25 protein-coding genes are annotated in these 21,193 nt (G+C 60.3%); 10 read left to right on the forward strand and 15 right to left on the reverse strand.

The annotated features are described in order from the left end of the window. Positions 1–87 precede the first annotated feature (87 nt). Entirely contained in the window at positions 88–900 is an 813-nt protein-coding gene (locus AC3CBN_RS18205) for an SDR family NAD(P)-dependent oxidoreductase (protein ID WP_488634393.1), read from the forward strand. A gap of 121 nt (positions 901–1,021) precedes the next feature. Here the strand turns inward: AC3CBN_RS18205 and AC3CBN_RS18210 are convergent, their stop codons facing one another. Genes AC3CBN_RS18210 through AC3CBN_RS18220 form a run of 3 tightly spaced genes read right to left on the reverse strand, consistent with a single transcriptional unit; the run spans position 1,022 to position 3,662 of the window. Next, positions 1,022–2,341, reverse strand: a complete 1,320-nt coding sequence (locus tag AC3CBN_RS18210; RefSeq protein ID WP_488634394.1) for a sensor histidine kinase — start codon at positions 2,339–2,341, stop codon at positions 1,022–1,024. Next, positions 2,338–3,078: a response regulator gene (locus tag AC3CBN_RS18215; protein ID WP_488634395.1), complete on the reverse strand. Its 741-nt coding sequence runs from the start codon at positions 3,076–3,078 to the stop codon at positions 2,338–2,340. Before AC3CBN_RS18215 ends, AC3CBN_RS18210 begins: the two co-directional genes overlap by 4 nt. A 41-nt stretch (positions 3,079–3,119) precedes the next feature. Beyond that, on the reverse strand, positions 3,120–3,662 hold the full coding sequence (locus tag AC3CBN_RS18220; RefSeq protein WP_488634396.1) for a redoxin domain-containing protein: 543 nt from the start codon (positions 3,660–3,662) through the stop codon (positions 3,120–3,122). A gap of 323 nt (positions 3,663–3,985) precedes the next feature. Between AC3CBN_RS18220 and AC3CBN_RS18225 the strand changes: the two genes are divergently transcribed. The 7 genes from AC3CBN_RS18225 (at position 3,986) to AC3CBN_RS18255 (ending at position 8,070) form a co-directional block, all read left to right on the forward strand. Then, positions 3,986–4,402, forward strand: a complete 417-nt coding sequence (locus AC3CBN_RS18225) for an organic hydroperoxide resistance protein (protein WP_488634397.1) — start codon at positions 3,986–3,988, stop codon at positions 4,400–4,402. 41 nt (positions 4,403–4,443) lie between these two features. Then, entirely contained in the window at positions 4,444–4,719 is a 276-nt protein-coding gene (locus AC3CBN_RS18230; protein ID WP_488634398.1) for a BufA1 family periplasmic bufferin-type metallophore, read from the forward strand. Beyond that, positions 4,716–5,204 carry a DoxX family protein gene (locus AC3CBN_RS18235; protein WP_488634399.1) on the forward strand — a complete coding sequence of 163 codons (489 nt, stop codon included), beginning with the start codon at positions 4,716–4,718 and terminating at the stop codon, positions 5,202–5,204. Before AC3CBN_RS18230 ends, AC3CBN_RS18235 begins: the two co-directional genes overlap by 4 nt. Before the next feature lie 42 nt (positions 5,205–5,246). Next, positions 5,247–6,002, forward strand: a complete 756-nt coding sequence (locus AC3CBN_RS18240; protein ID WP_488634400.1) for an alpha/beta hydrolase — start codon at positions 5,247–5,249, stop codon at positions 6,000–6,002. A 50-nt stretch (positions 6,003–6,052) separates the two neighbouring features. Next, positions 6,053–6,352: a BufA2 family periplasmic bufferin-type metallophore gene (bufA2, locus tag AC3CBN_RS18245; RefSeq protein ID WP_488634401.1), complete on the forward strand. Its 300-nt coding sequence runs from the start codon at positions 6,053–6,055 to the stop codon at positions 6,350–6,352. 63 nt (positions 6,353–6,415) lie between these two features. Then, positions 6,416–7,255, forward strand: a complete 840-nt coding sequence (gene bufB / locus AC3CBN_RS18250) for an MNIO family bufferin maturase (protein ID WP_488634402.1) — start codon at positions 6,416–6,418, stop codon at positions 7,253–7,255. Further along, positions 7,252–8,070 (forward strand): HvfC/BufC family peptide modification chaperone, encoded by an 819-nt coding sequence (locus tag AC3CBN_RS18255; RefSeq protein WP_488634403.1) that lies wholly within the window; start codon positions 7,252–7,254, stop codon positions 8,068–8,070. Before bufB ends, AC3CBN_RS18255 begins: the two co-directional genes overlap by 4 nt. Positions 8,071–8,880: 810 nt before the next feature. On the opposite strand, the gene AC3CBN_RS18260 is transcribed toward AC3CBN_RS18255, so the two are convergent. The 4 genes from AC3CBN_RS18260 to AC3CBN_RS18275 form a co-directional block, all read right to left on the reverse strand. Beyond that, the gene (locus tag AC3CBN_RS18260; RefSeq protein ID WP_488634404.1) at positions 8,881–9,309 is read right to left on the reverse strand and encodes a hypothetical protein; all 429 of its coding nucleotides are present in this window, start codon (positions 9,307–9,309) and stop codon (positions 8,881–8,883) included. Between the two features lie 106 nt (positions 9,310–9,415). Beyond that, positions 9,416–9,862: a hypothetical protein gene (locus AC3CBN_RS18265; RefSeq protein ID WP_488634405.1), complete on the reverse strand. Its 447-nt coding sequence runs from the start codon at positions 9,860–9,862 to the stop codon at positions 9,416–9,418. Positions 9,863–9,946: 84 nt separating this feature from the next. Then, positions 9,947–11,107 carry an IS30 family transposase gene (locus tag AC3CBN_RS18270; RefSeq protein WP_488634406.1) on the reverse strand — a complete coding sequence of 387 codons (1,161 nt, stop codon included), beginning with the start codon at positions 11,105–11,107 and terminating at the stop codon, positions 9,947–9,949. A 163-nt stretch (positions 11,108–11,270) separates the two neighbouring features. Continuing rightward, on the reverse strand, positions 11,271–11,561 hold the full coding sequence (locus tag AC3CBN_RS18275; protein ID WP_488634407.1) for a winged helix-turn-helix transcriptional regulator: 291 nt from the start codon (positions 11,559–11,561) through the stop codon (positions 11,271–11,273). 221 nt (positions 11,562–11,782) lie between these two features. Here AC3CBN_RS18275 and AC3CBN_RS18280 point away from each other — a divergent pair, with 221 nt between their 5' ends. Both AC3CBN_RS18280 and ygiD read left to right on the forward strand, forming a co-directional pair. Continuing rightward, the gene (locus AC3CBN_RS18280; RefSeq protein ID WP_488634408.1) at positions 11,783–12,346 is read left to right on the forward strand and encodes an ester cyclase; all 564 of its coding nucleotides are present in this window, start codon (positions 11,783–11,785) and stop codon (positions 12,344–12,346) included. A gap of 174 nt (positions 12,347–12,520) precedes the next feature. Further along, on the forward strand, positions 12,521–13,321 hold the full coding sequence (ygiD, locus tag AC3CBN_RS18285) for a 4,5-DOPA-extradiol-dioxygenase (protein WP_488634409.1): 801 nt from the start codon (positions 12,521–12,523) through the stop codon (positions 13,319–13,321). A 135-nt stretch (positions 13,322–13,456) separates the two neighbouring features. Here ygiD and AC3CBN_RS18290 read toward each other — a convergent pair whose 3' ends face one another. The 8 genes from AC3CBN_RS18290 to AC3CBN_RS18325 all read right to left on the reverse strand — a co-directional run bounded on the left by AC3CBN_RS18290 (position 13,457) and on the right by AC3CBN_RS18325 (position 21,180). Continuing rightward, positions 13,457–15,148 (reverse strand): hypothetical protein, encoded by a 1,692-nt coding sequence (locus AC3CBN_RS18290; RefSeq protein ID WP_488634410.1) that lies wholly within the window; start codon positions 15,146–15,148, stop codon positions 13,457–13,459. Between the two features lie 912 nt (positions 15,149–16,060). After that, entirely contained in the window at positions 16,061–17,338 is a 1,278-nt protein-coding gene (locus tag AC3CBN_RS18295; protein WP_488634411.1) for an MFS transporter, read from the reverse strand. Between the two features lie 120 nt (positions 17,339–17,458). Next, entirely contained in the window at positions 17,459–17,695 is a 237-nt protein-coding gene (locus AC3CBN_RS18300; RefSeq protein ID WP_488634412.1) for a tautomerase family protein, read from the reverse strand. Between the two features lie 51 nt (positions 17,696–17,746). Then, positions 17,747–18,457: an SDR family NAD(P)-dependent oxidoreductase gene (locus tag AC3CBN_RS18305; RefSeq protein ID WP_488634413.1), complete on the reverse strand. Its 711-nt coding sequence runs from the start codon at positions 18,455–18,457 to the stop codon at positions 17,747–17,749. A gap of 105 nt (positions 18,458–18,562) precedes the next feature. Beyond that, entirely contained in the window at positions 18,563–19,534 is a 972-nt protein-coding gene (locus AC3CBN_RS18310; RefSeq protein ID WP_488634414.1) for a LysR family transcriptional regulator, read from the reverse strand. 183 nt (positions 19,535–19,717) lie between these two features. Then, positions 19,718–19,855 (reverse strand): tautomerase family protein, encoded by a 138-nt coding sequence (locus AC3CBN_RS18315; protein ID WP_488634415.1) that lies wholly within the window; start codon positions 19,853–19,855, stop codon positions 19,718–19,720. A gap of 86 nt (positions 19,856–19,941) precedes the next feature. Further along, entirely contained in the window at positions 19,942–20,148 is a 207-nt protein-coding gene (locus tag AC3CBN_RS18320) for a tautomerase family protein (RefSeq protein WP_488634416.1), read from the reverse strand. A gap of 165 nt (positions 20,149–20,313) precedes the next feature. Continuing rightward, positions 20,314–21,180, reverse strand: a complete 867-nt coding sequence (locus AC3CBN_RS18325) for an oxidoreductase (RefSeq protein ID WP_488634417.1) — start codon at positions 21,178–21,180, stop codon at positions 20,314–20,316. Positions 21,181–21,193: the final 13 nt, after the last annotated feature.

The following is a 21,193-nucleotide window of genomic DNA, read 5'->3' on the forward strand; positions in this document are numbered from 1 at the left end:
CATATGTGACATTTAAGACACGTCCGCCCAAGCGTACAACTATTCCGCAGACGCTGACATACCGTCGGCGATCACGGAGTCATCACCATGACCACCCTTCACAAGGGCACCGCCCTGATCACCGGGGCATCCTCCGGCATCGGCGCTGTGTACGCCGAGCGCCTCGCGCACCGCGGCTATGACCTGATACTTGTCGCGCGCAATCGCGAACGCATGGATCAACTCGCACGAACCCTGACTGATGCCACCGGCCGGTCTATCCAGGTATTCCCGGCCGACCTGAATAACAAAGCCGATCTCGCAAGCGTCGAGAACCTGCTGCGCACGGACCAGAGCATCACGACATTAATCAATAACGCGGGCTTTGGTGGCGCTGCGCCGCTCCTGCAATCGGACATCGACAAGATGGACGAGATGATCTCGCTCAACGTCACGGCGCTGACCCGACTTACGTATGCTGCGGCACCGGGTTTTGTCGCTCGCGGCGGTGGCACCATCATCAATATCGCCTCGATCGTGGCGATCGCGCCAGAAGTACTCAATGGCGTTTATGGCGGCTCGAAGGCTTTCGTACTTGCGTTCAGCCAATCGCTGCATCACGAGCTGGCGGATAAAGGTGTGCGTGTCCAGGCCGTGCTTCCCGGTGCGACGGCTACCGATTTTTGGGGTGTCGCAGGTGTGGCGATCGAGCACTTGCCTTCGCACATCGTGATGACCACGCAAGACATGGTGGATGCATCACTCGCAGGGCTGGATCAGGGTGAACTCGTTACCATCCCAGCGCTTCCCGAAGCAGCCGACTGGGCTGACTTCGAGAGCGCACGACGCAAGCTCGCTCCGAACCTGTCGCATGCGCAACCGGCGCCTCGTTACGGCGTTAGGCGGAAAGCGGTGGCTTGAAATCTGATGGCGAGTCCGGGCGCAGCGCAATGACGCCGCGCCCGGGGTTGCCCTAGCCTCCATTCGGCGGCGCGATTCGCACAGCGAAACGGCTGATATCCCGGCGCCCGCTCCGTTTCCTTTATGGCAGCGTGATGGTCGCCGTCAGACCACCGCCGTCGCGGTTGGCCAGGTTCAGGCTTCCACCAATCGAGCTGGCCAACTGCGATGCGATGGCGAGCCCGAGACCCGCGCCTCCGGTGTCGCGATTGCGTGACGCTTCCAGTCGATAGAACGGCTGCAGCACCTGTTCAAGCTCCTCACCCGGAATGCCCGGGCCGCGATCGGATACGGTGATGCACAAGGCGTTGCGTGCACCCAGTTTCATGCCAATTTCCGCCGAGCCGCCGTACTTGATAGCGTTGTCTATCAGGTTGCCAAGCACTCGCCGCAACGCTTGCGGACGAACCACGGCGGTGCCGCTGATGTTGCTGGAAAGCGTCACCGCCTGCCCCACGTCCTGGTAGTCGAAAGCGAGACTTTCCAGGAACGCTGCAAGGTCTACGCGCACCGGTGCTTCCGATCCGCCGTGGGCGCTGCGCGCGTAGGCCACGCCTTCGCGAACCAAATGCTCCATCTCGCGCAGATCGTCGAGGATCTTCTGCTGCTCGGCAGATTCCTCCAGCGCCTCCACGCGCAGACGCATGCGAGTGATCGGTGTCTGCAAGTCGTGAGAGATGGAGGCGAGGATATGCAGCCGTTCCTTGAGATGGCGGCCTATACGGTCTTGCATGGCATTGAAGGCGGTTGCTGCATGTGCCACTTCGGTGGGGCCGTCCTGCGCCATTCGCGGGCCATCGGCCGCCGGCGTCATCGCTTCGGCGGCCCTGGCCAGCGTCGTTAGTGGCCGCGTCGCCAGCCGCACGGCGAGCCATGTGCACAAGAGCAACAGGCTCACCTGCAAAACAAGAACGAATGGCAGCCAGCTTGCCACGGGTTTCATGCGCGGCGTGATCTCCAGCGTGAGCGGGGAGCCGTCGTGCAGCGTGAAGTGAACCTGAAAGCGCTCGGGTTGCACGGATGTCGTCTCGCCATGCACGCCAAAGTCGGGCCCCACTTCTCGGGCGATCATGCGCATCACGGCGCGCGAACGGTCAGAGATCAACGCGGTGCCCGGTTGACCACCACCTAGAATGTAGTGGTAATTATCGCGCTCCAAGCGGCCCAGCCACGCGGGTCGCTCCGCGGCAGGCAACCGGTCCAGCACGGCAACCGATGTACCCACGTCGTGCTCAAGCGTGTTGAGCATCACGTTCGTCGCGCTCTGGTAGCGCTCCACGTATGACAACCCGAAAGAGAGCCCTTGCGCCAGCATCAGCCCGGCGAAAATGATCAGGTAAAGGCGCGAGGCCATGCTTCGCGGCAGCCAGCGCCACTCCATCGGTGATGCGGTCGCGCTCATGATCCTTCACCGTGCACGGTCACCGGCATGGTGAACACATAACCCTCACTGCGCACGGTCTTGATGTAAGTCTGATCCTTCGCGTCGTCGAGCAGGCGCTGGCGCAAGCGGCTCACCAGCAAGTCGATGGAACGGTCGAACAACTCCGCATCCCGGCCCTGGGTCAGGTTGAGCAGTTGATCGCGCGACAGGATGCGCTGGGGATGGTCGAGGAAAACCCGCAGCAACCGAAACTCGGCGCCACTGAGTGAAACGACCGTGCCTTCCTCGTCCAGAAGATGTCGCGCCGTGGTATCCAGACGCCAGCGACCGAACGAGATGGTGTCGCTGGCCTCGGTGACACGCAGGTTGGGTGGCAGCATCCGGGTGCGGCGTATGACAGCCTTGATGCGAGCGAGCAGCTCTCGCGCCGAGAACGGTTTGACGACATAGTCGTCCGCGCCCATCTCCAGGCCAATAATGCGGTCGGTTTCATCGTCGCGTGCAGTGAGCAGAACGATCGGCACGTTGCGGTATTTGCCGCCACGCAGGTTGCGGCACAGCACGAGGCCATCATCACCGGGCATCATGATATCGAGCACGATCAGATCGAATGCCGACGTCTCGAGCTGGGCGAACATGTCGCGACCTTCGCTGGCAGCGCTCGCGCGCAGGCCGTTCTTGCGCAGGTAATCCACGATACCCGTACGGATGCCGTGATCGTCATCGACGACGAGGATGTGGTCGATGTGTTCCATGTTGGCCTCCGATTCAATGCTTACTTCACGTTCGAAGTGTTTCACGCCTTGCCCAGGAGCTGGCGGATGCGCTGCTCCGTGACATCGTAGTTTCCCTCGCCGAAGTGACGATAAACCACGTGGCCGTCCCGGTCGATCAAGTAGATGGCCGGCCAGAAGCGATTGTTGTAAGCGTTCCAGATTCGGTAGTCGTTATCTACCGCCACCGGCCAGGTGATGCCAAATTCACGGATGGCGGTTTTCAGCTCCGCCAGGCTGCGCTCTTCGTCGTATTCGGGCGTATGGACCCCGACGACGACCAGGCCGTCCTTGTTGTACGTGTCGTACAAGGCCTTGGTATGCGGCAGCACGTGCACGCAATTGATGCATTCGCGGGCCCAGAACTCAACGAGCACCACCTTCCCGCGGAGTTTCTCCAGCGAAAGCGGCGGCGAGTTGAGCCAGTTGCTGGCACCCGTGATGTCCGGGGCAAGCGCTGTGGAAGGCGATTCTTCGGCGCTGACGTCCGTCCAGCCGCCAGGCCACGCGGCGACAAGCGCAACACACAAGGCCACGGTGGCGACCACGAGGCGTAGGGAAATCATGAGGTTTGGACTCCGTATCTGAGCAGGGCAGCGCCAGGTGCGCGCGGGGAATGAGCGTATTTAACGCGCGGCAGTTGTCCCGGGCGTGTCCTCTTTCCCGCCTTTTTGTATCGCTTTGTACAAGTGGCGCCTGTCGATGCACGGCCCCTCAGGCACGGGTTTGTATCGGAATGTATCGCCCGGCCATCACTACACATTTCGATGCTTTTTGGCGCCCCGCGCGACACATCGGGGATACGCGGGAGCGGTTTCCTATGCACACCGGCCGGCCACAGCCTTCGCGCCATGCCCTGCCGCCCCTCATCTCAATCAGGAAACCAACCATGTCTCAGAACGGCACCATCCTCTATACCGGCAAGACCCACACGACGGGCGGTCGTGACGGCGAATCGCGCAGCAGCGATGACCGCCTCCACGTGAAGCTTTCACGGCCCGGTTCTGCCCTCCCCGGCACCAATCCGGAACAACTGTTTGGTGCGGGCTGGTCTGCCTGCTTCATCGGCGCCATGAACCATGCTGCCCAGGCGCTCAAGGTTGACTTCCCCTCCGATGCTGCCGTGTCAACAGAGATCGATCTTGGTAACGGTGAGGACGGTTACTTTCTTCAGGCCCGTCTCGCCGTGTCGCTGCCCGGCCTTGACCGCAAGGTCGCTCAGGCCCTGATCGATGCCGGCCACCAGACCTGTCCTTACTCCAAGGCGACGCGCGGAAACATCGACGTCACCTTCACTCTGGTCTGACACCCCGCGACTGCCGCCTTCCTATCCCCAAGGAGACTTCCATGAATCGCAAGTACTCGACCCTCGCCGCCACCTTTGCTTTCAGCCTGGCCGCGCTCGCCTCCAGTGTCCATGCGGACGGAGCCAGGAAGCCTATGGAAAAGTGCTTCGGCGTCGCGCAGGCAGGCAAGAACGATTGCGCTGCCGGCCCCGGCACGAGCTGCGCCGGCACCTCGAAAGTCGACTACCAGGGCAATGCCTGGGTGCTCGTCGACAAAGGGACCTGCACCACGATCAAGACTCCCAAGGGCTACGGCTCCCTGGAATCCAAATCGTGATTTCCACGACACAGCTGGTTGCCGTTTCCGCGACGCGACCGCGCGAGGAGCGTTCGACGTTCCTGTCGCGGTGGTCGCGGGTTTTACCGGAAGCCTTGCTGCTGTTGGTCGCCCGGTGGGGTATCGCTTCGGTGTTCTTCCTGTCCGGTCGCACGAAGGTCGAAGGCATTTTGACGATCAAGCCTTCGACCTACGACCTGTTCGCATCGGAGTACCACCTGCCGCTGCTTTCGCCGGAATGGGCGGCACGTCTGGCCACGGGCGCGGAACACTTCTTCCCGGTGTTGCTGGCACTGGGTTTGTTCTCCCGGGTGTCCGCGCTCGCACTGTTTGGCATGACGACGGTGATCGAGATCTTCGTCTATCCGGACGCTTGGCCGACGCACCTGACCTGGGCGGGTTTGCTTCTGCCGATCATCGCCCGTGGTGGTGGCAAGTGGTCGTTAGACCACGTCTTGCACCGCAGTCGCGAACAACGCGTCTGACCGCTTTCCCGCTCCAACTCCCCTCACCTCAGTGAACACACCATGCGCAAATTATTGAGCCTCACCATTGCCCTCATGGCAGCCAGCGGTCTGGCGCACGCGGCAGATGCGGCACCCACCGGCGTCAAGAACATCATCATCGTCCCCGGTGCCTTCGTCGATGCTTCTGGCTGGCACGTCGTGCACGACATCCTGATCCACAAGGGCTACACCGTGAACGTCGTGCAGCCCCGCATCGACACGCTGGCCAACGACGCCGAGGTGGTCTACAGGCAGCTGCGCAAGGAAGACGGCCCGACTCTGCTGGTCGGCAGTGACTACGGCGGCGCCGTGATCAGCCAGGCCGGCAACCGCGACAAGGTCAAGGGGCTGGTTTACGTAGCCGCAGTGGCACCGACCGTTGGCGAAAGCACGTCCATCCTCGTCAATTCCGTGACCGAGCCGAGTGACGATTACCAGGCCTCCTGGGACGGTTACATCTACATCAACGAGAAGAAGTTTGGCGCCGATTTTGGTGCCGACCTGACCAAGAACCGCACTGACTTCATGGCCGTTTCGCAGGTGCCAGCAACGGTTGGCGCGCTGCGCACCGTCTCCGAGGTAGCTGCATGGCGCAACAAGCCCAGCTGGGCCGTGGTTGCGACCGAAGACCGCGTGTACAGCCCCGAGCTTCAGCGCTCGATGTACGAGCGTGCCGGCTCCAAGGTCACCGAGATCAAGGGCAGCCACCTCGTCTACATGTCGCAACCGGAAAAGGTGGCGCAAGTCATCGAAGACGCAGCGAAGAGCCTGAAGTAACACCACACCGAACCCCACGGTCCGCCGGACCAAATTCCAGGAGTAACACTATGACCACCATCGCCACGACCACCATCGCAACCAAGTCCCGCAGCGGCTTCGCCGCCGCAGCCGCCGCCGTCGCTATCGCACTCGCCTCGTTCCATGCGCCAGTGCAGGCAGCCGACCACGGAGTCCAGAAGGAAGAAGTGACCCGCTGCTACGGCGTCAATTCCTGCAAGGGCGAAAGTCTCTGCGCCACCGCCAAGCACGACTGCAAGGGCCTGAACGACTGCAAGGGCCAGGGCGTCGTCGTGAAGACCCCCAGCGAGTGCGCTGCCGCCGGCGGCACGCTGACCGAGCAGAAGTGATCGCACTGCTGGACCCGCATGATGCGGGTCCAGCTCCCGCCCGTCCCCTTCAGGAGCACTGTGATGTCGTTACCCACCTTCGCAGGTTACGGGCTCGGTTTGCGCCGTGAGCACTACCGCGACTTCCTCGAAACCGACGTACCCGTCGACTTTGTGGAGGTGATCTCGGAGAACTTCATGGTTGACGGTGGCCAGCCGCTGCACATCCTTCACCGCGTGCGTGAGCGGCACCCTGTCGCGCTGCACGGCGTGTCGATGTCCATTGGATCGGCGGACGGGTTGCGCCGGGATTACCTGCGTCGTTTGCGCACGCTGGTGGACGACATCGATCCGCTGTTTGTATCGGACCACCTCAGCTGGTCGCGCATCGACCGTTTCAACTCGCACGATCTCCTACCGCTGCCCTATACCGAGGAAGCGCTGGATATCGTCTGTCGCAACATCGACGTGGCACAGGACGCGCTTGGCCGGCCGATGCTGTTCGAAAATCCTTCGAGCTACGTGAGTTTCGTGCCGCATGCCATGCGCGAGTGGGAGTTCCTCGCCGAAATGACACGCCGCACGGGATGCGGCCTGCTGCTGGACGTCAACAACGTGTATGTCAGCTCTCGCAATCACGGCATGGATGCGCACGCCTTCCTTCGTGGCATACCCGCTGATCGCGTCCGCCAGATCCACCTGGCGGGACACACGGAAGGTCCTGAGCTACTCATCGACACCCACGACCACCCGGTTTGTGCCGACGTCTGGTCGCTGTACGCCGAAGCGACGTCAATGCTCGGGCCGGTGGCAACCATGATCGAGCGCGATGACGCCATTCCGCCGCTCTCTGAATTGCTCGATGAATTGGACATTGCACGCGACATTGGCCAACACAACCGCAGCATGTCGGAGGCTGCATGAAACTCGCCGAACTGCAGCGGGACTTCCGCCAATGGCTGGTCTCGTCATCTGGCGCGCTCCCGCGTCACCTCGATAACAAGGCGACACCGGGACTGGCGGTTTATCAGAACAACTATCGCGCCCAACTGGTCGGCTGCCTCCAGGTGAGCTATCCGCAGCTGCGTACATGGCTTGGCGAAGACGTTTTTCTCCAGGCCGCCATCAGCCATATCGATGCCCATCCACCGCACGCCTGGACGCTTGACGCATACGGTGCTGATTTCGGCGATACCTTGCAGGCGATGTTTCCGCACAACCCGGACATTCAGGAATTGGCCTGGATCGAGTGGTCGTTGTCGGAGGCGTTCGTCGCTGACGACGCAGAGCCCATGCCGAGCGATGAACTGGCGAACGTCGATTGGGATACCGCGCGCCTACGCCTCAGCCCCAGTTTGCGCCAGCACGCTGCAACGACTAATGCCGAGGCGATATGGACCGCCTTCCAGCATGACGAGACCCCGCCGGAAAGCGAAATGCTCGAGGCACCCAGTGGACTCATCGTGTGGCGTCGCGGATTCACCTGCCACCTGAAACATGTCGATATCGTCGAACACGCGGCACTTCTGTCCCTGCGTGACGACGACCGTTTCACCTCACTGTGTGATGACCTGGTCGAGCACCTGGGCGAGGACGCGGGAATCGCCAGAGCCGGCGCCCTGCTCGCCGACTGGCTCGCCACCGGCATCATCACCGGTGTCGAGCACGGCGATGAGCCCGGCGACTATGCTCCCACCCTCGTCCCGATTCGCGCGAGCCATGAAACCGCCATCGCGTGATCACTGAAACAAGTACGACCCCGGGTGAGGTTTTGGGGTCGTTGGGTCATTAGCAACACGCCTCCTGCTGACGCAGTCTATGGGTGTTGCAACGACCGGCTGAATCCGCAGTCGATAGCGGACATTCGAAAGATGCAGAGTGCTCGCACTTCAGTGTTTGCCCTATTTCATGGGTGCGATCAAGGGAAGCGGTGGAACAACAGACGAGTAATTGATCGTCTCTTGCGCCGGAAATTGGTCTGGAAGCGGTTGACCCGCCACGTACCTACGCAGCGCCGGCACAACGCTTCCATCGATGGTCACGTCAAGAACGGACCTATCTTCCGGGGCGAGGTTTATGGTCCGACCACTCTGGCTCGTAGCAACAACGAAATCGTGACCGACATCAAGGCGTATTCCGCCGCACATTTCTGTGGTGAAGGCAATTTGAGCGAACGTTGGCCTCTTTCCCTTGAGGACGTCCGTTACACGAATGCTTCCAACGATGCCCTCGCTATGCGTGCCACCCGCGAGAGAAATGCGGCTGACTCTCGCTGACTCAAGTCGGAACACAAACACGGATGTCGCGCGTTCCAGCGACGTACGGAACAACGGTGGTTCAGGATAGGAGCATGCCAATGCGGCCGTAGAAACGGCCAGAAGGAAACTGCCAAGCACCCACTTGTGATCAGCCAGCAGGAAACAGACCATTGCCACCCCTGAAGTAAATTCGTCGCTCGACTGACTCAGTTTTCGGATTTTCGAGACGTCCGCTCTGGGTCGGAAGCGGACCTTAGATAGTTCGTTTTCGAGCGTCCGGCCGCCGTTCGTTCAACCCGACTCGCAACTGATGTGATTGGGCGAACCATCGATAAGGTAATCGGACTGTAAATATTCAAGCCCCAAAGGGTACGTCTTGAACACCCTTACCTCACTCCATTCCCCAAAATAAACCGCCCGACAAGCCATGCCATTTTGGCGCACTTCCAAGTCCGGTTTGACCCAGGGGTCAAGCGCCAGACCCCAGCCGAGGACCAACAGTCCGAACAGGTATATGCCCGACAGGGCAAGCGTTGCGAGAACCACCAAAGAGCGGTGCGGGATACGCCGTGACCAGGCAAGCGCCAGAAAGATGCCGACGGTCATGGCGATAAACACTGCCAGCACATTGGCCCCGACTGAGGCGAACGAAACGCGCGCAAACAGGGCCAGTGCGATCACGACCCAGAGAATGGCTACTCCGAACACGGCGCCACGCATTGTTTCTCCATTTTGCTGGTCTTTCGGTGGATCGACAGATTGTGCGTCTGCAACCTGACCTTGTCAGGGCTGCGGAATGTCCATTCTGGGTCGCAAGCGGACGTTCCTACGCTTGATCGCTTGGCGGTCGCCGTGGGCCAGAAGCGAAGGCGTCATAGATGTAATGGATGCCTATGGCCATCAACATGACAGCGATGATGACTTTGGTCGCAACTACTGGCCAATGGTTTGGTGCCGCACCAGTAGCTCGCTCTGCTAGCGTTGCATAGACGACAAAGCCTCCAACAGCAGCGCACAGCGCTCCGAATGCAGCTTGGAGCTGAGACAGCCACCAGGTTGTCTTGCTTGCCCGGAAACCTTCGATGTGGCCCGACCGGAGGGCCTTCCCGAGATCAATGAGGGAAAGCAGCAAGCAGGGAATGCCGAGAAGAAATATAAGTGCGACAAATACCCCGGCCAAAGACTGATCGACCGACATCGCCAACCCAACCATTGCCAGTAAAAACACTGATGACAGTGCGATTCGCCTCACTGCGCGCTTTCTTTCTGACATCAAGCCTCCCCTTAAACACCAATCGGACTACTTGAAGAGCCGTCCGCATACTCGAAAAGACAGCGTCCGCTTCGGGTTGCGGATTCAACCGGTCGTTGCAACAGTTTGATGAAATCGTTCGGCCGGCGTCTCGAAGTTTAAGGTCTTTCTTGGACGTCCGTTCAACTCCCGCGCGACGGCGTTGAGCTTGGCTTGGGAGTGCACGGACACATCGGTGCCCTTGGGGAAATACTGCCGAAGCAATCCATTGGTGTTCTCGTTCGAGCCGCGCTGCCACGGATGCTGCGGATCACAGAAGTAGACCTGGATATGGGTCGCCAGCGTGAAGCGCTTGTGGTCGGCCATCTCGCTACCGCGATCCCACGTCAGCGATCGATAGAGTTCCTTGGGCAAGGTGCGTGCGTGCTTGATCAACGCATCGATGACCGTCTCCGTGTCCTTGCGCGCGACTTGGATCAGCATGACAAAGCGTGTGTACCGTTCGACGAGCGTGACGATCTGGCTGTTGCCGCTGCCGCAGAGCAGATCGCCCTCCCAATGACCGGGTACGGCCCGGTCCTCGATGCTGGCTGGGCGTTCGCTGATGGATACCGTGTCGCGGAGCTGGCCGTGACCGGGCGTCTTTTGGGTGTGCTGCCGCGACCGGCGCATCGTTCGGGTGCGCCGCAAGTGCGCCAATAGTTCTTTTTTTAAGGCGCCACGGGCCTGGACGTAGAGGCTGCGGTAGATGGTCTCGTGTGACACCTGATCGTCCTCGTTGCCCTTAGACGTGCGCTTGAGCCAGCCGGCGATTTGCTCCGGCGCCCATCGTCCTTGCAGCTTCTTCGTCACCCGGGTCGCAAGCTTCCGGTACCTGGCTAGCTTGCAGACCTTGGGGCGACGCGCGCGATCCCAGGCTTGCTGGTCAGCCTGGTTGGCGCGGTAACCGTCCCGACCACCGCTACGCTGAATCTCGCGACTGATGGTCGACGGTGCTCGCCGCAGTTGCAAGGCAACCGCGCGGATCGAACGGCCCGCCACCATCGCTCGCGATATCTCCTCGCGCTCGGCGAGGGTCAACGCGCGCTCGGCACGGCGACGGGGCACCGGTCGTATGCCGCCGGTCTCGGCAAGTATCCGACGCACCGCCGAGTGGTGCCGATCAAACAGCTTGGCAATCTCGTGCAACGACTCGCCACGCTGCCAGCGGTCCCACATCAGGGCCTTGTGGGTGTCTGTGTAATGGATCCGCGGTCGCTGGGCCATTGGCAACACACCTCCTGCTGTCGCAGTCTATGGGTGTTGCAACGACCGGTTGAATCCGCAGTCGGAAGCGGACATTTCAGTTGTCGCGCCAGAGTACGCCCTTCCTCTCACCGACAACTCCAGGCGACCGGGTTTACCCGATCGAAATGTGCCCGTCAGGCCCCTACTCTGACCAGCGCGCAGCCAGCGCGTCAAAACTATCGAGTACCTGTTTGAGCTCCTTCCCGCGAGTGGTGTAGCTATAGACGACCTCGCCCCGTGGGTTTTCGGTGAGCCGGCGCTCCAGGACCCCGGACGCTTCCAGGTAGCGAAGCTGTTCGGCCAGGACTTTGGCGGAAACGCCAGGTATGGCTCGCTTGAGACCATTGAAGTGAATGGTCTTGTGCTCGGCGACAACGGTGAGCACGTGGGTGGCCCAACGTCCACGAAGAACGCGAAGGACCACGTCCGCCATACATATGCTCTTGCTGCGGGCACTCATAAGTATCTCTCGGTTACCAAAAAGTAACTGATTTACGGCCTTTCGACTGAGGCGGAGAATAGCGGAAGCTCAACGGCCCGACGATCGAGGCGCAATGCGCCCGTTCCATCCTTACGCCGGCCTCAAATGAGCGTGCGCAACATTCCATACTTGACCAAGAGGACGGAACCATGGGGAACCAAAGAGGCATATCCATGTTTGGTGCCAGTCTCGCAACTGCGTTTCTGCTACTCGCCGGCCCGGTTATTGCCGCCGATTCAAGCCAGTGGCCTGCGACAAAGGTCGCCGAGCCCACTCCGAAGGTAGAGGGCATGCCACCTGAGCTTGCGAAGAATCTGGCCAACTTCGACGATCTCGACTTCCACGTCTACACCGGCCAGCAGTGGGAAAACCTGCACAAAAGTCACGGCCAAAACATCCTTGTCCATTACCCGGATGGCCACACCACTAAGGGCATCCCAGATCACATCAAAGCACTAGAGTTTATGTGGACCTTCGCGCCCGACAACCGCATCACTCAGCATCCCGTTAGGTTTGGCACGGCGGATGCCCAGTGGACGGCCGTCATGGGATTTCTCGACGGCACCTTTACCAAGCCCATGGTTATGGCAGACAGCACCGTGATTCAGCCCACCGGCAAGGCGTACCACCTCCCGATGGCGACTCTGGGCCATTGGAACAAGCAGGGTGTCATGGACGAGGAATATCTGTTCTGGGATAACGCCACGCTCATGCAGCAAATCGGGGTTGGCAAGTAGCTACGAACCAAGCTCGCCTCAAGATTTCGCTCTGAGGCGAGCCTGGTTTCGCTTGCGGGCATTGGAGCTGTCAGTTGGCGTTATCAGACGTCAGATTGCCACTTCCCTGCGCGGCGCGTGGTCGTTCTGCAGGGCTGACCAACTCGTCCACAACCATAACGATGGCAAACACGCATGGACAATCCATCAACAATGCCAGTGCTGTTCATTGGTCACGGCTCGCCGATGAATGCAATCGAAGACAACGACTTTCATCGAAGCTGGAGCAAGCTTGGCGGCATCCTTCCAACGCCACGCGCCATCTTGTGTGTTTCCGCACACTGGGAAACACGCGGCACGTACATAACCGGCAGTCAGACGCCGGAGACGATTCATGATTTCTATGGGTTCCCGGCGGCCCTGTTCGGCGTGCGGTATCCCGCGCCCGGGGATCCGCTACTCGCCCATGCCATTTCGGACTCATTGCGCGATGAACGCATTCGAGTTGACGAAGGCCGCGGCCTGGATCACGGCGCGTGGAGCGTGCTGCGGGCAATGTATCCAGCGGCCGACGTTCCCGTACTTCAACTGAGTCTGGATAGTCAAAAGACAGGACAAAAGCACTACGAACTTGCCGCCCGCCTTGGAGCACTGCGGGACCAAGGCATTCTCGTCATCGCAAGCGGCAACATCGTTCACAACTTGGCGCTGTTCCGCTTTCACAGCCAGGAGCAGCCCGATTGGGCTTGCCGCTTTCGTGAACTAGTGAACCGCCGCATCGAACGACGGGACCATTCCGCGTTGTGCGATTACGAAAATCTCGGCTCGGACGCGCGCCTGGCCATACCAACAGCAGAACATTACTTGCCATTGTTGTACGCACTAGCGCTTCAACGGGAAGGAGATCTGGTCAAGATCTTCAATGATCAGATCATCAGTTCGCTGTCCATGACGTCTGTGTTGATCGGCGGGAAGCTTGGTCCCGATGGACTCTGACCTGCGCAACAGTCAGCAGTCATGCTTATGCCAAACCTTCAAATTGCCCTTGACGCCATTCTTCCGTTTCAAAAACAAAACGGGCGCGATGGAACACTGCCCACCACGCCCGTTGCCTGGCGCTTTGCCGAGGACTCAGAGTTTGATAGCCGAGATACGCGTCGCCCAGTTGCCTAGAGCACCGCGTGTACCACCGCACTGGAACAGCGGAACGGTCAAGTATTCGGCCAGGGTGCACGTATGCGCGATGTACTCGGATGCGACCCAGATGGTGTTGCCGTCGGCCGAAGCCGCACCATAGTCGCCCCAGCGCGGCCGATCACCGCCGAGGTAGGGGATGCCCGTAAAGCCATCCCAGGGACCTGCGCCCGCCGCGGCGATATGTACCTCGCCAGCACCAATCTTCGCATCCAGGCTGGCGTAGCCAGCGCTTGGATAGTCGTTGGGGCCAACCACGGTGAACGCGATGACGCCGCGTCCGCTTTGCGTGACGGCCGCCGCGCCGTAGGTCAGATTCGCATCGGGCAGGGCTAGCGTGCCGTTGGCAAAGACGCCGCCGGAGTTCGGATTGATTACGAAGTAGTTGATGCCCGAGCCATGGCTGCCGTCGCCCAGCAAGACGTCGGTATCCAGCGTCCCCCAAAGCTTGCCGTTGGCGTAGCTCACCTGCTGCATGCGCGAATCATTCACCGCCAAGTCGCGCGGCGCGGGGTAGACGAAACTCGGGTAGCCGAGGATCGATGCGCAGCTGGGCAGGGCAAAACAGTCACGCAAGGGCGTACTGCCCGGCTTCTGGTGGGCCAGACTGCTCGGCACGGCATATTGCTGCACGGTCAGCGGAGACACATTCAGCGTCAAGGCCGCGGGCGTGGTATCGATAGCCTGCGTGTTCGACACCGACCACAGCCAGATGGTGTTCGACGTACCCGAGTCGTAGAACACGGCGTCCGAACTGAGGAGGTATTCGGTTCCACCATGCGCACCGGCATACTGCCCACCGGACGAGGTGGCCGGCCAGACCGTGAACGCGGGCGCCGGAATGCTCGGATCACCACCGTTGAACAGCACCACGTTCGGTGATGCTGCGCCCGACGCCAGTGCCTGCTTGGAGATGGCGTAAATCTGCGCGCCGTAAAAGCCAGGGCCGAACAACGAGAACTCATTGGTGGTCAGGAAGATCGCATTGGCGTCAGCACCGATGTGGGGATAGTCGCCCAGACAGAATCCGTCCGCGCAGCCGTGATCCGGGGTGCCCTGCGTGCCGTTGTTCTGCACTGGCAAGTGGTAGATGTTCCAGGCGCCGGTGGGGTCGGAGGTCTGACTGACCGCGATGTCCAAGTGATTGGTGCCGGCCAGGGCCGACGTCGTGCCAATACGATCGAGCGTCAACACGACCTGGAACCAACGCTGCGTGCTTGCATCGTAGTAACAGGAAGGGTCGGTGATACTGGGTCCGTACGCACCGGTGCTGCGATTGATCGCAGCAGGGTAGCCGTAGAAAGTGTTGAGATCGACAGGTCCGACAAGTTTGTTGCCGGAGCTGGCATAGATCGCCAATACGTCGTTGACGCTTTCCATGACGAATCCGTTGCCGGAGCACAGCCCTTGATCGGGCGGCTCCACCGAGAACTGATTACCGCCATTGGAGTAACGCTGGTCGTGGAAATTGAGGCCATCGAAGCCGCCAAGGAGTTCGGGGCTCGACTTGGCACGGCTGGCATTCCCCATCTTGTTGCTGCCGGCATGTCCGTGGGAAATGCTGCGATTCACCACAGGCTTCGATCCGAGGTCGTCGCCATCGCCCGAATCGGCATCCCCGGCGGTCATCGCCGGATCCAATTCCAGGCTTGTCAGCGGAGCGCCCCCAAGGGGCGTGGTCGTTGGTACCGTGGTGCCCCCTCGTTGCAGTGTCAGTGTGGTTGGGGACGCACCCAAGGCGCACGTGGCGAACGCCATAGCAGCCACTGCGATAAGCAGTCGAGTCTTCATATCACTGGTCTCCCGTTTGTTTCGTTAGGTGACCGCGCCCCCAGTAAAACGCTGATATCGGTCGCGCCGATGAGCGTCCGCGCAAGTACGCATATTTGACATACGCGCCCGCACACGATACGCGCGTTCGCAAAAGGTCGCCATTGGTCCTTAGGACGGGGGTCGCTTCGTTCCTAAAAGGGGTAATACCTAAACTTTCCGGACCAAAATGGGTCGCAATTCTTGAATCGCAATCTGCCTAAAAAGCCTTAAAAATACAGGCCTTAGGATGACATGAGCTTGCTCGGCCAGTTAGGGGAATAGCGTAGCCCGCGCTCTGAACGGAAACCGCACTTCTGTCAGGGATCGACACGCCGGAAGGAAGCATGTCGATCTCTTCGCTGTCCCGGGTCAGTTGATGAGTCCCGCCACCAAGATCCTGATCCTGGACAGGTGTTCCGAAGTGGGATTCGACCACTTCAAGCGGCCTCCCTCGATAGGCCGCGAACGTCCGCTCCAGAGCGTTCTGCGCTGCGCAACTAGCCAGCATGAAGACACATGTATAGCCCCCAATCTGCTTCGCGCATCGCCCATATAAGACGCCTCGATCTGAGAAGTGACCACTGCTGACACTGCGACTCTGTCTTTATGCGTGTCCGCTTCGGGCCGGAACCGGACCTTTTCAGAATATAACCGGTGGTGTCCGATAGCAGCAGGCTACCGGCCCCTGGTCAGCACCAGCAGGATGTTCAGCGGTCGCCGGAATCGATGTTAAGCCTGACCGGAATCCACACGCTGATGTGTATTGCGGAAGTGGACCCACACATTGAGGCCCGCACACAGGATCAACAACGCGGAGGTCATAAAGAACACTTCCCGCAGTCCTGCATATGCACCAATCTGGCCGCCCATCAGCGGACCGATCACCTGCCCCGAAAATTGCGCCGACTGCAAGTATCCAAGTGTCTTGCCGGCCTGGCTTTCATCCACTGCGTGACGCACCAGTTTGGCGACCGCGGGCAGCAGCCCGGCGATGGTCATGCCCATGAGCCCGCGCAGTAGTGCCAGCTGCCACCATTGCGTCACGAAGGCCTGCGGCAACAACACGGCACCCGTTGCAAGCAGGCAACCAACAATGACCTTGCTGCTACCGACACGATCGGCCAGCGCACCCAGCCGAGCAGAGGTCAGCATGCTGCCGAATGCCGAGGCAGCCATGACAAAGCCGGCTGTGCGTGCCAGGTGATCGCGTGCCACGCCGAGCTGCCCGATGTATACGGTGATAATCGGCTCGATGGACATGTTGGCCAGCAACACCATCATCGCCGTGGCGAGCAAGGCAACGAGAAGCCAGCGATCCGTACGGATCGACGACGCAGTATTTGCCGCGACGCGCGCCTTGGCATCCAGTGCGCGATCGAAATCTTCCCGGACGAAGAGAATGGTCGCCACTGCAGCCAGCGCGATCACTGCACCACCGACAAAGAACGTGCCGCGGATTCCTACCAGGCCGGGGAGAAAACCACCCACGAGCGGCCCGATCAGACTCCCCGAAAGTGCACCGGTGGAAAGTACACCGAGCGCCCAACCTGCTTTGTCCCGAGGTGCCTGAGTGCCGATCATGACCGTCGAAGCGGAGGCGTAGCCGCCAACCAGACCCGCCACCAGACGCAGTGTGACGAGTTCGACCACGCTATGTGCCATGCCGATCAACGACATCACCACGGCCATGCCAATGGCCGCGCGCACAAGCATGGGTTTGCGACCGAAACGATCCGCCAGATGGCCCCATAGCGGCGCCGTGACGGCTGTGCCGAGAAAGGTCGCACCAAATGCGACGCCTGACCATTGAACGATAGATGACGCCGACTGCACACCCAGCTGCTCTACGTAGAGCGGCAGAAAAGGCAACAGCATGCTGAGGCTCACCAGTGTGGTGAACGAACCGAACACGCAGATCGCGAGATTCCGCTTCCAGTACGCTGCGTTGCGCTCTGCGTAACTGGCACGGTCAGCACCCAAGCTGGTGCGATGGGTCGCCGAATTCATCTGCGCTGACATCCTCTCACCTTCCTGGCGAAGCGCCAGAGCTTCCGCCAAACACGTGGCGATCCACTTCCACGATGAATAAAACAACGGCTGCGCGGTGGGCCCGCGCAGCCGAAACCGTTACTTCTTCTTTGACTCTTGCAGCCGGCGGTATTCCGGAACCGGCAGGCCGCCCCAGCCCCAATCTTCCAACTCCACTTCATCGATCACGACGAAGGTGGATTCCAGCGGCTTGTTCAGCACGTCGAGCAGCAACTGACTGACACCTTTGATCAATGCAGCCTTCTCTTCCTGCGTCGCTGCACTGCGGCCCGGGCCTGAACCCTCACGGGTAATCTTGATATTCACGAAAGGCATGATCGTTTCCTCAGTGACATGGGGTGGGCTTCGCGCCCACCCCGTTTCGCCTTAGTGGCCGGCGCTCTGGCCACCGTCGACGTGCAGGATCTCACCCGTCACGAAACTGGCCCCATCGAGGTAGAGCACAGCGCCAGTGACGTCGGAAATTTCACCCATACGACCCACCGGGTGCAGACCTGCGAGCACACCGTGATGTTCCGGCGCGTGCATCGGCGTCTTGATCACGCCCGGAGCCACTGCGTTGACGCGAATACCGCGCTTGGCATACTCAATGGCCAGCGACTTCGTGGCCGAATTCAGACCGCCCTTGGTCAGGGAGGCCAACACCGACGGAACACCTTCGACGGCGTGATCGACAAGGCCGGTGGAGATGTTGACGATGTGGCCGCTGCTCTGCTTCTCCATCTCGGCGATGGCCAGCTGAGTGATGTGGAAGAAGCCCGTGAGATTCACCGAAATGTTGTCGGCGTAGTCTTGCGCCGTAAACTCGGTAAAGGGCTTCATGGTAAAGATGCCGGCGTTGTTGACCAACGTGTCAACGCGGCCAAAGCGCGACACCGCCTCCTTCACAATGCGTTCCGCCACGGCGCGATCCGCAATGTCGCCCGCCACGGCGATCACATCGGGATCGTTGGACGGCTTGATGGAACGGGAATTGGCGATGACGCGATAGTTGCGGTCGCGGAAGGCCTTGACCAGGCCAGCGCCGATGCCTTGCGATGCGCCGGTAATGATGACGACTTTCTGTTGGCTGTTCATAAATAAGTGCTCTCGTAGATGTTGGGGGGTTCAGCGTGATGCCGATCGGGCTTGCGGCGCCGATGACCCTAATCTAGGAGTGCGCAGACCATTAGCGAATCCCTGCTATTCGGTAGACACCCTTCCACGCCGCGGTGGAATCGGCGTTTCGGGCGGCGATTCCGCCTCCTTCGCCAGGGACGCGAAGCGCGAACGCAGGCGAGGCAGTGCGAAGTCGACAAAGGCGCGTACCTTTGGCACGGACAGACGCCCATACGGCGATACGATGTGAACCGGGTATGGCACGGGCTCCGCATCGGCAAGCACGATCCGCAGCAAGCCCTGCTTGATCTCCGGCGCCACGTGGTAGGAAAGAAGGCGCGTCACACCATGTCCGTCAACGGCCGATGCAATGGCGGCGCGCACGTTATTGACCACCAGGCGAGGCGTGAACGAGACGGAGCGAGGAATCGTTGACCCTTCCAGTGCCGGAAAACTCCACGAATCCATGCCCATATGTGCATTGGCGATAATCTGGTGCTTTGCCAGATCAGCGGGCTCGGCGATGCGGGGGTGTGTTGCCAGATATCGCGGCGATGCAACGACAACCCTTCGAACATCCCCGATGCGATGCGCGACCAGCGTCGAGTCGGCCAGATGCGAAAGTCGCAAGGCCAGATCCATGCCTTCGTCAATCAGATTTACCGGCCTTTCCAGCAAATACATGCGCACGCTGACGGTCGGAAATTCCTCCATGAATGCATCGACGATGGGACGCAGAATCTCGGCGCCAGCGAAAACGGTTGAGGTAATCGTCAGGGTGCCACGGGGTACCGATCGTTCGCCCGCTGCCTGTCGATCGGCCTCTTCCAATTCCGCCAGAACCTTTCTGCAGGCCAATGCGTATCGCTCGCCTGCTTCGCTCAACTTGATCGACCGGGTGGTTCGGTGGAGCAATGGCACCCCCACATGCGCCTCGAGGAAGGCGACTGCCCTGCTCACCGCCGCAGCGGAACGGCCAGTTTTGCGACTGGCACCGGCGAGACTGCCTTCATCGAGCGCCGCGATGAAGACTTTCATGGCATCGATACGATCCATAAGAAGCACTCCGTAAATGTGCTCCAAAGGGCGAATGAGTGTCGCCCTTCAGGCCTTTGTCTCGTATCGATTTGAGCACTATGACCGAACCACGTCGATAGTCAGGGGAAACGCCACGGATCAGGCCCCTTTCGGGGCCAGGCGACCATCAACGCTGGATGGCCGCCCATAGTGCCTGGCGGCCTAGCTCCCCTCGTCATCAGGGGGAGGCACGTAGTCGATTTCCTTGATGTTTGGCGCGTCGTGCTCGTGAATGATGACGGTGACAAATTTCGGATCGGCTCCGAGCGTCTGGTGCATAGCCTCGGTGAGGTCTTGCATGAGCGCATGCTTCTGCCGGGACGACAAACCTCGGGTGATATGGCACTGGATAAGTGGCATGGGATGGCCTCGGATGTGCGTGAAAATCAACTGTTGACGGATGGCGGAACGTAGTCGGGAAGATGATGGCCGTCCTCCACGAAATCGATACCCCGACTTTCATGGATGACCAGGAACACGCCTTCGCGTGGTTCGCCGGTGGCTTTGCTGACAACATCCAGCAAGGCGGCCACCAGCTTTCGCTTCTGCTCGTCGGTCCGACCGTTACGCATGTCTATGGTGAGTATGGCCATCGCGGCCTCCTATGATTTATGGGATCCAACCTGTGCACTTCAGTGCGTGCAGGCGTCCGCATGAAAGAGAATTTGTACAAGAGCCCGGCGTTTGCAGCAGACCGAGTTGCCACTTCAGGACGAAGCCAGTGCCAGCATTAGCAAGGATCGGTAAGTCAGCCTGACCTAAGACTCCTGCAGCGACGAGGGCGAAGCGAAATCGGTTGACCTGCTCAGAAATTCCCAGGCATCGATCTGCGCCAGCAGCCTGGTGAGATGCTTTCGCGCCATGGTCAGCGCATCGACGCCAAGAAGCAGGTGTACGGGTGGCTGCTCGGTCTCGATCAACGTCAAAAGCGCCTGTGCAGCGCGAACCGGATCGCCAGACTGCTTGCCACTTTTCTCCTTGCGCGCCTCCCTGATGGGAGCGAACAGTGCATCGTAGTCGGCAATGCTCCGCTCGCTGCGAACCATGGAGCGGCCCGCCCAGTCGGTGCGGAACGACCCTGGCGCAATCGCCGTCACCTTGATGCCGAATGGCTCGACCTCCCTGGCCAGCACACCCGTGATGCCCTCCAGCGCAAATTTGCTGCCGGCGTAATAGGCAATGCCCGGAAGCGGCGCGTATCCGGCCATCGACGACATATTGATGATGTGACCAGACCGCCGTTCACGCATGTTGGGCAACACCGCCTTCATCATGGCAACGGCGCCAAACACGTTGACGTCGAACTGATGACGCATGGCCTCCAGAGGAGACTCTTCCAATACACCTTCGTGACCGTAGCCGGCATTGTTGACGAGCACGTCGATCCGGCCGAACTGCGCGAGTATCGATGCCACTACGCCATCTATCGACGTGAAGTCGGTGACATCAAGCACCACAGCCCGCGACCTTTCGGGGCATATCGCCTCAAAGGCTGCGCGATCGCCATCTCGACGCACGGTGCCCACGACCGTATGACCGGCCGCCAAGGCCGCTTCGGAAAAAGCGCGACCAAAGCCCGAACTTACACCTGTTATCAGAAAGACTTTTTTACCTTCGTGGCTCATTGCGCACCGAACG

The organism is Dyella sp. OK584, assembly GCF_057787755.1.

What these genes read in the sequence shown, in the direction of transcription:
- AC3CBN_RS18265 (WP_488634405.1), bottom strand. Translation starts at nt 9,862, where the DNA reads ATGTCAGAAAGAAAGCGCGCAGTGAGGCGAATCGCACTGTCATCAGTG.
- AC3CBN_RS18315 (WP_488634415.1), bottom strand. Translation starts at nt 19,855, where the DNA reads ATGCAAGACCTCACCGAGGCTATGCACCAGACGCTCGGAGCCGATCCG.
- AC3CBN_RS18260 (WP_488634404.1), bottom strand. Translation starts at nt 9,309, where the DNA reads ATGCGTGGCGCCGTGTTCGGAGTAGCCATTCTCTGGGTCGTGATCGCA.
- AC3CBN_RS18320 (WP_488634416.1), bottom strand. Translation starts at nt 20,148, where the DNA reads ATGGCCATACTCACCATAGACATGCGTAACGGTCGGACCGACGAGCAG.
- AC3CBN_RS18215 (WP_488634395.1), bottom strand. Translation starts at nt 3,078, where the DNA reads ATGGAACACATCGACCACATCCTCGTCGTCGATGACGATCACGGCATC.
- AC3CBN_RS18310 (WP_488634414.1), bottom strand. Translation starts at nt 19,534, where the DNA reads ATGGATCGTATCGATGCCATGAAAGTCTTCATCGCGGCGCTCGATGAA.
- AC3CBN_RS18295 (WP_488634411.1), bottom strand. Translation starts at nt 17,338, where the DNA reads ATGAATTCGGCGACCCATCGCACCAGCTTGGGTGCTGACCGTGCCAGT.
- AC3CBN_RS18305 (WP_488634413.1), bottom strand. Translation starts at nt 18,457, where the DNA reads ATGAACAGCCAACAGAAAGTCGTCATCATTACCGGCGCATCGCAAGGC.
- AC3CBN_RS18220 (WP_488634396.1), bottom strand. Translation starts at nt 3,662, where the DNA reads ATGATTTCCCTACGCCTCGTGGTCGCCACCGTGGCCTTGTGTGTTGCG.
- bufB (WP_488634402.1), top strand. Translation starts at nt 6,416, where the DNA reads ATGTCGTTACCCACCTTCGCAGGTTACGGGCTCGGTTTGCGCCGTGAG.
- ygiD (WP_488634409.1), top strand. Translation starts at nt 12,521, where the DNA reads ATGGACAATCCATCAACAATGCCAGTGCTGTTCATTGGTCACGGCTCG.
- AC3CBN_RS18280 (WP_488634408.1), top strand. Translation starts at nt 11,783, where the DNA reads ATGTTTGGTGCCAGTCTCGCAACTGCGTTTCTGCTACTCGCCGGCCCG.
- AC3CBN_RS18240 (WP_488634400.1), top strand. Translation starts at nt 5,247, where the DNA reads ATGCGCAAATTATTGAGCCTCACCATTGCCCTCATGGCAGCCAGCGGT.
- bufA2 (WP_488634401.1), top strand. Translation starts at nt 6,053, where the DNA reads ATGACCACCATCGCCACGACCACCATCGCAACCAAGTCCCGCAGCGGC.
- AC3CBN_RS18255 (WP_488634403.1), top strand. Translation starts at nt 7,252, where the DNA reads ATGAAACTCGCCGAACTGCAGCGGGACTTCCGCCAATGGCTGGTCTCG.
- AC3CBN_RS18300 (WP_488634412.1), bottom strand. Translation starts at nt 17,695, where the DNA reads ATGCCTTTCGTGAATATCAAGATTACCCGTGAGGGTTCAGGCCCGGGC.
- AC3CBN_RS18225 (WP_488634397.1), top strand. Translation starts at nt 3,986, where the DNA reads ATGTCTCAGAACGGCACCATCCTCTATACCGGCAAGACCCACACGACG.
- AC3CBN_RS18210 (WP_488634394.1), bottom strand. Translation starts at nt 2,341, where the DNA reads ATGAGCGCGACCGCATCACCGATGGAGTGGCGCTGGCTGCCGCGAAGC.
- AC3CBN_RS18275 (WP_488634407.1), bottom strand. Translation starts at nt 11,561, where the DNA reads ATGGCGGACGTGGTCCTTCGCGTTCTTCGTGGACGTTGGGCCACCCAC.
- AC3CBN_RS18325 (WP_488634417.1), bottom strand. Translation starts at nt 21,180, where the DNA reads ATGAGCCACGAAGGTAAAAAAGTCTTTCTGATAACAGGTGTAAGTTCG.
- AC3CBN_RS18205 (WP_488634393.1), top strand. Translation starts at nt 88, where the DNA reads ATGACCACCCTTCACAAGGGCACCGCCCTGATCACCGGGGCATCCTCC.
- AC3CBN_RS18270 (WP_488634406.1), bottom strand. Translation starts at nt 11,107, where the DNA reads ATGGCCCAGCGACCGCGGATCCATTACACAGACACCCACAAGGCCCTG.
- AC3CBN_RS18230 (WP_488634398.1), top strand. Translation starts at nt 4,444, where the DNA reads ATGAATCGCAAGTACTCGACCCTCGCCGCCACCTTTGCTTTCAGCCTG.
- AC3CBN_RS18290 (WP_488634410.1), bottom strand. Translation starts at nt 15,148, where the DNA reads ATGACCGCCGGGGATGCCGATTCGGGCGATGGCGACGACCTCGGATCG.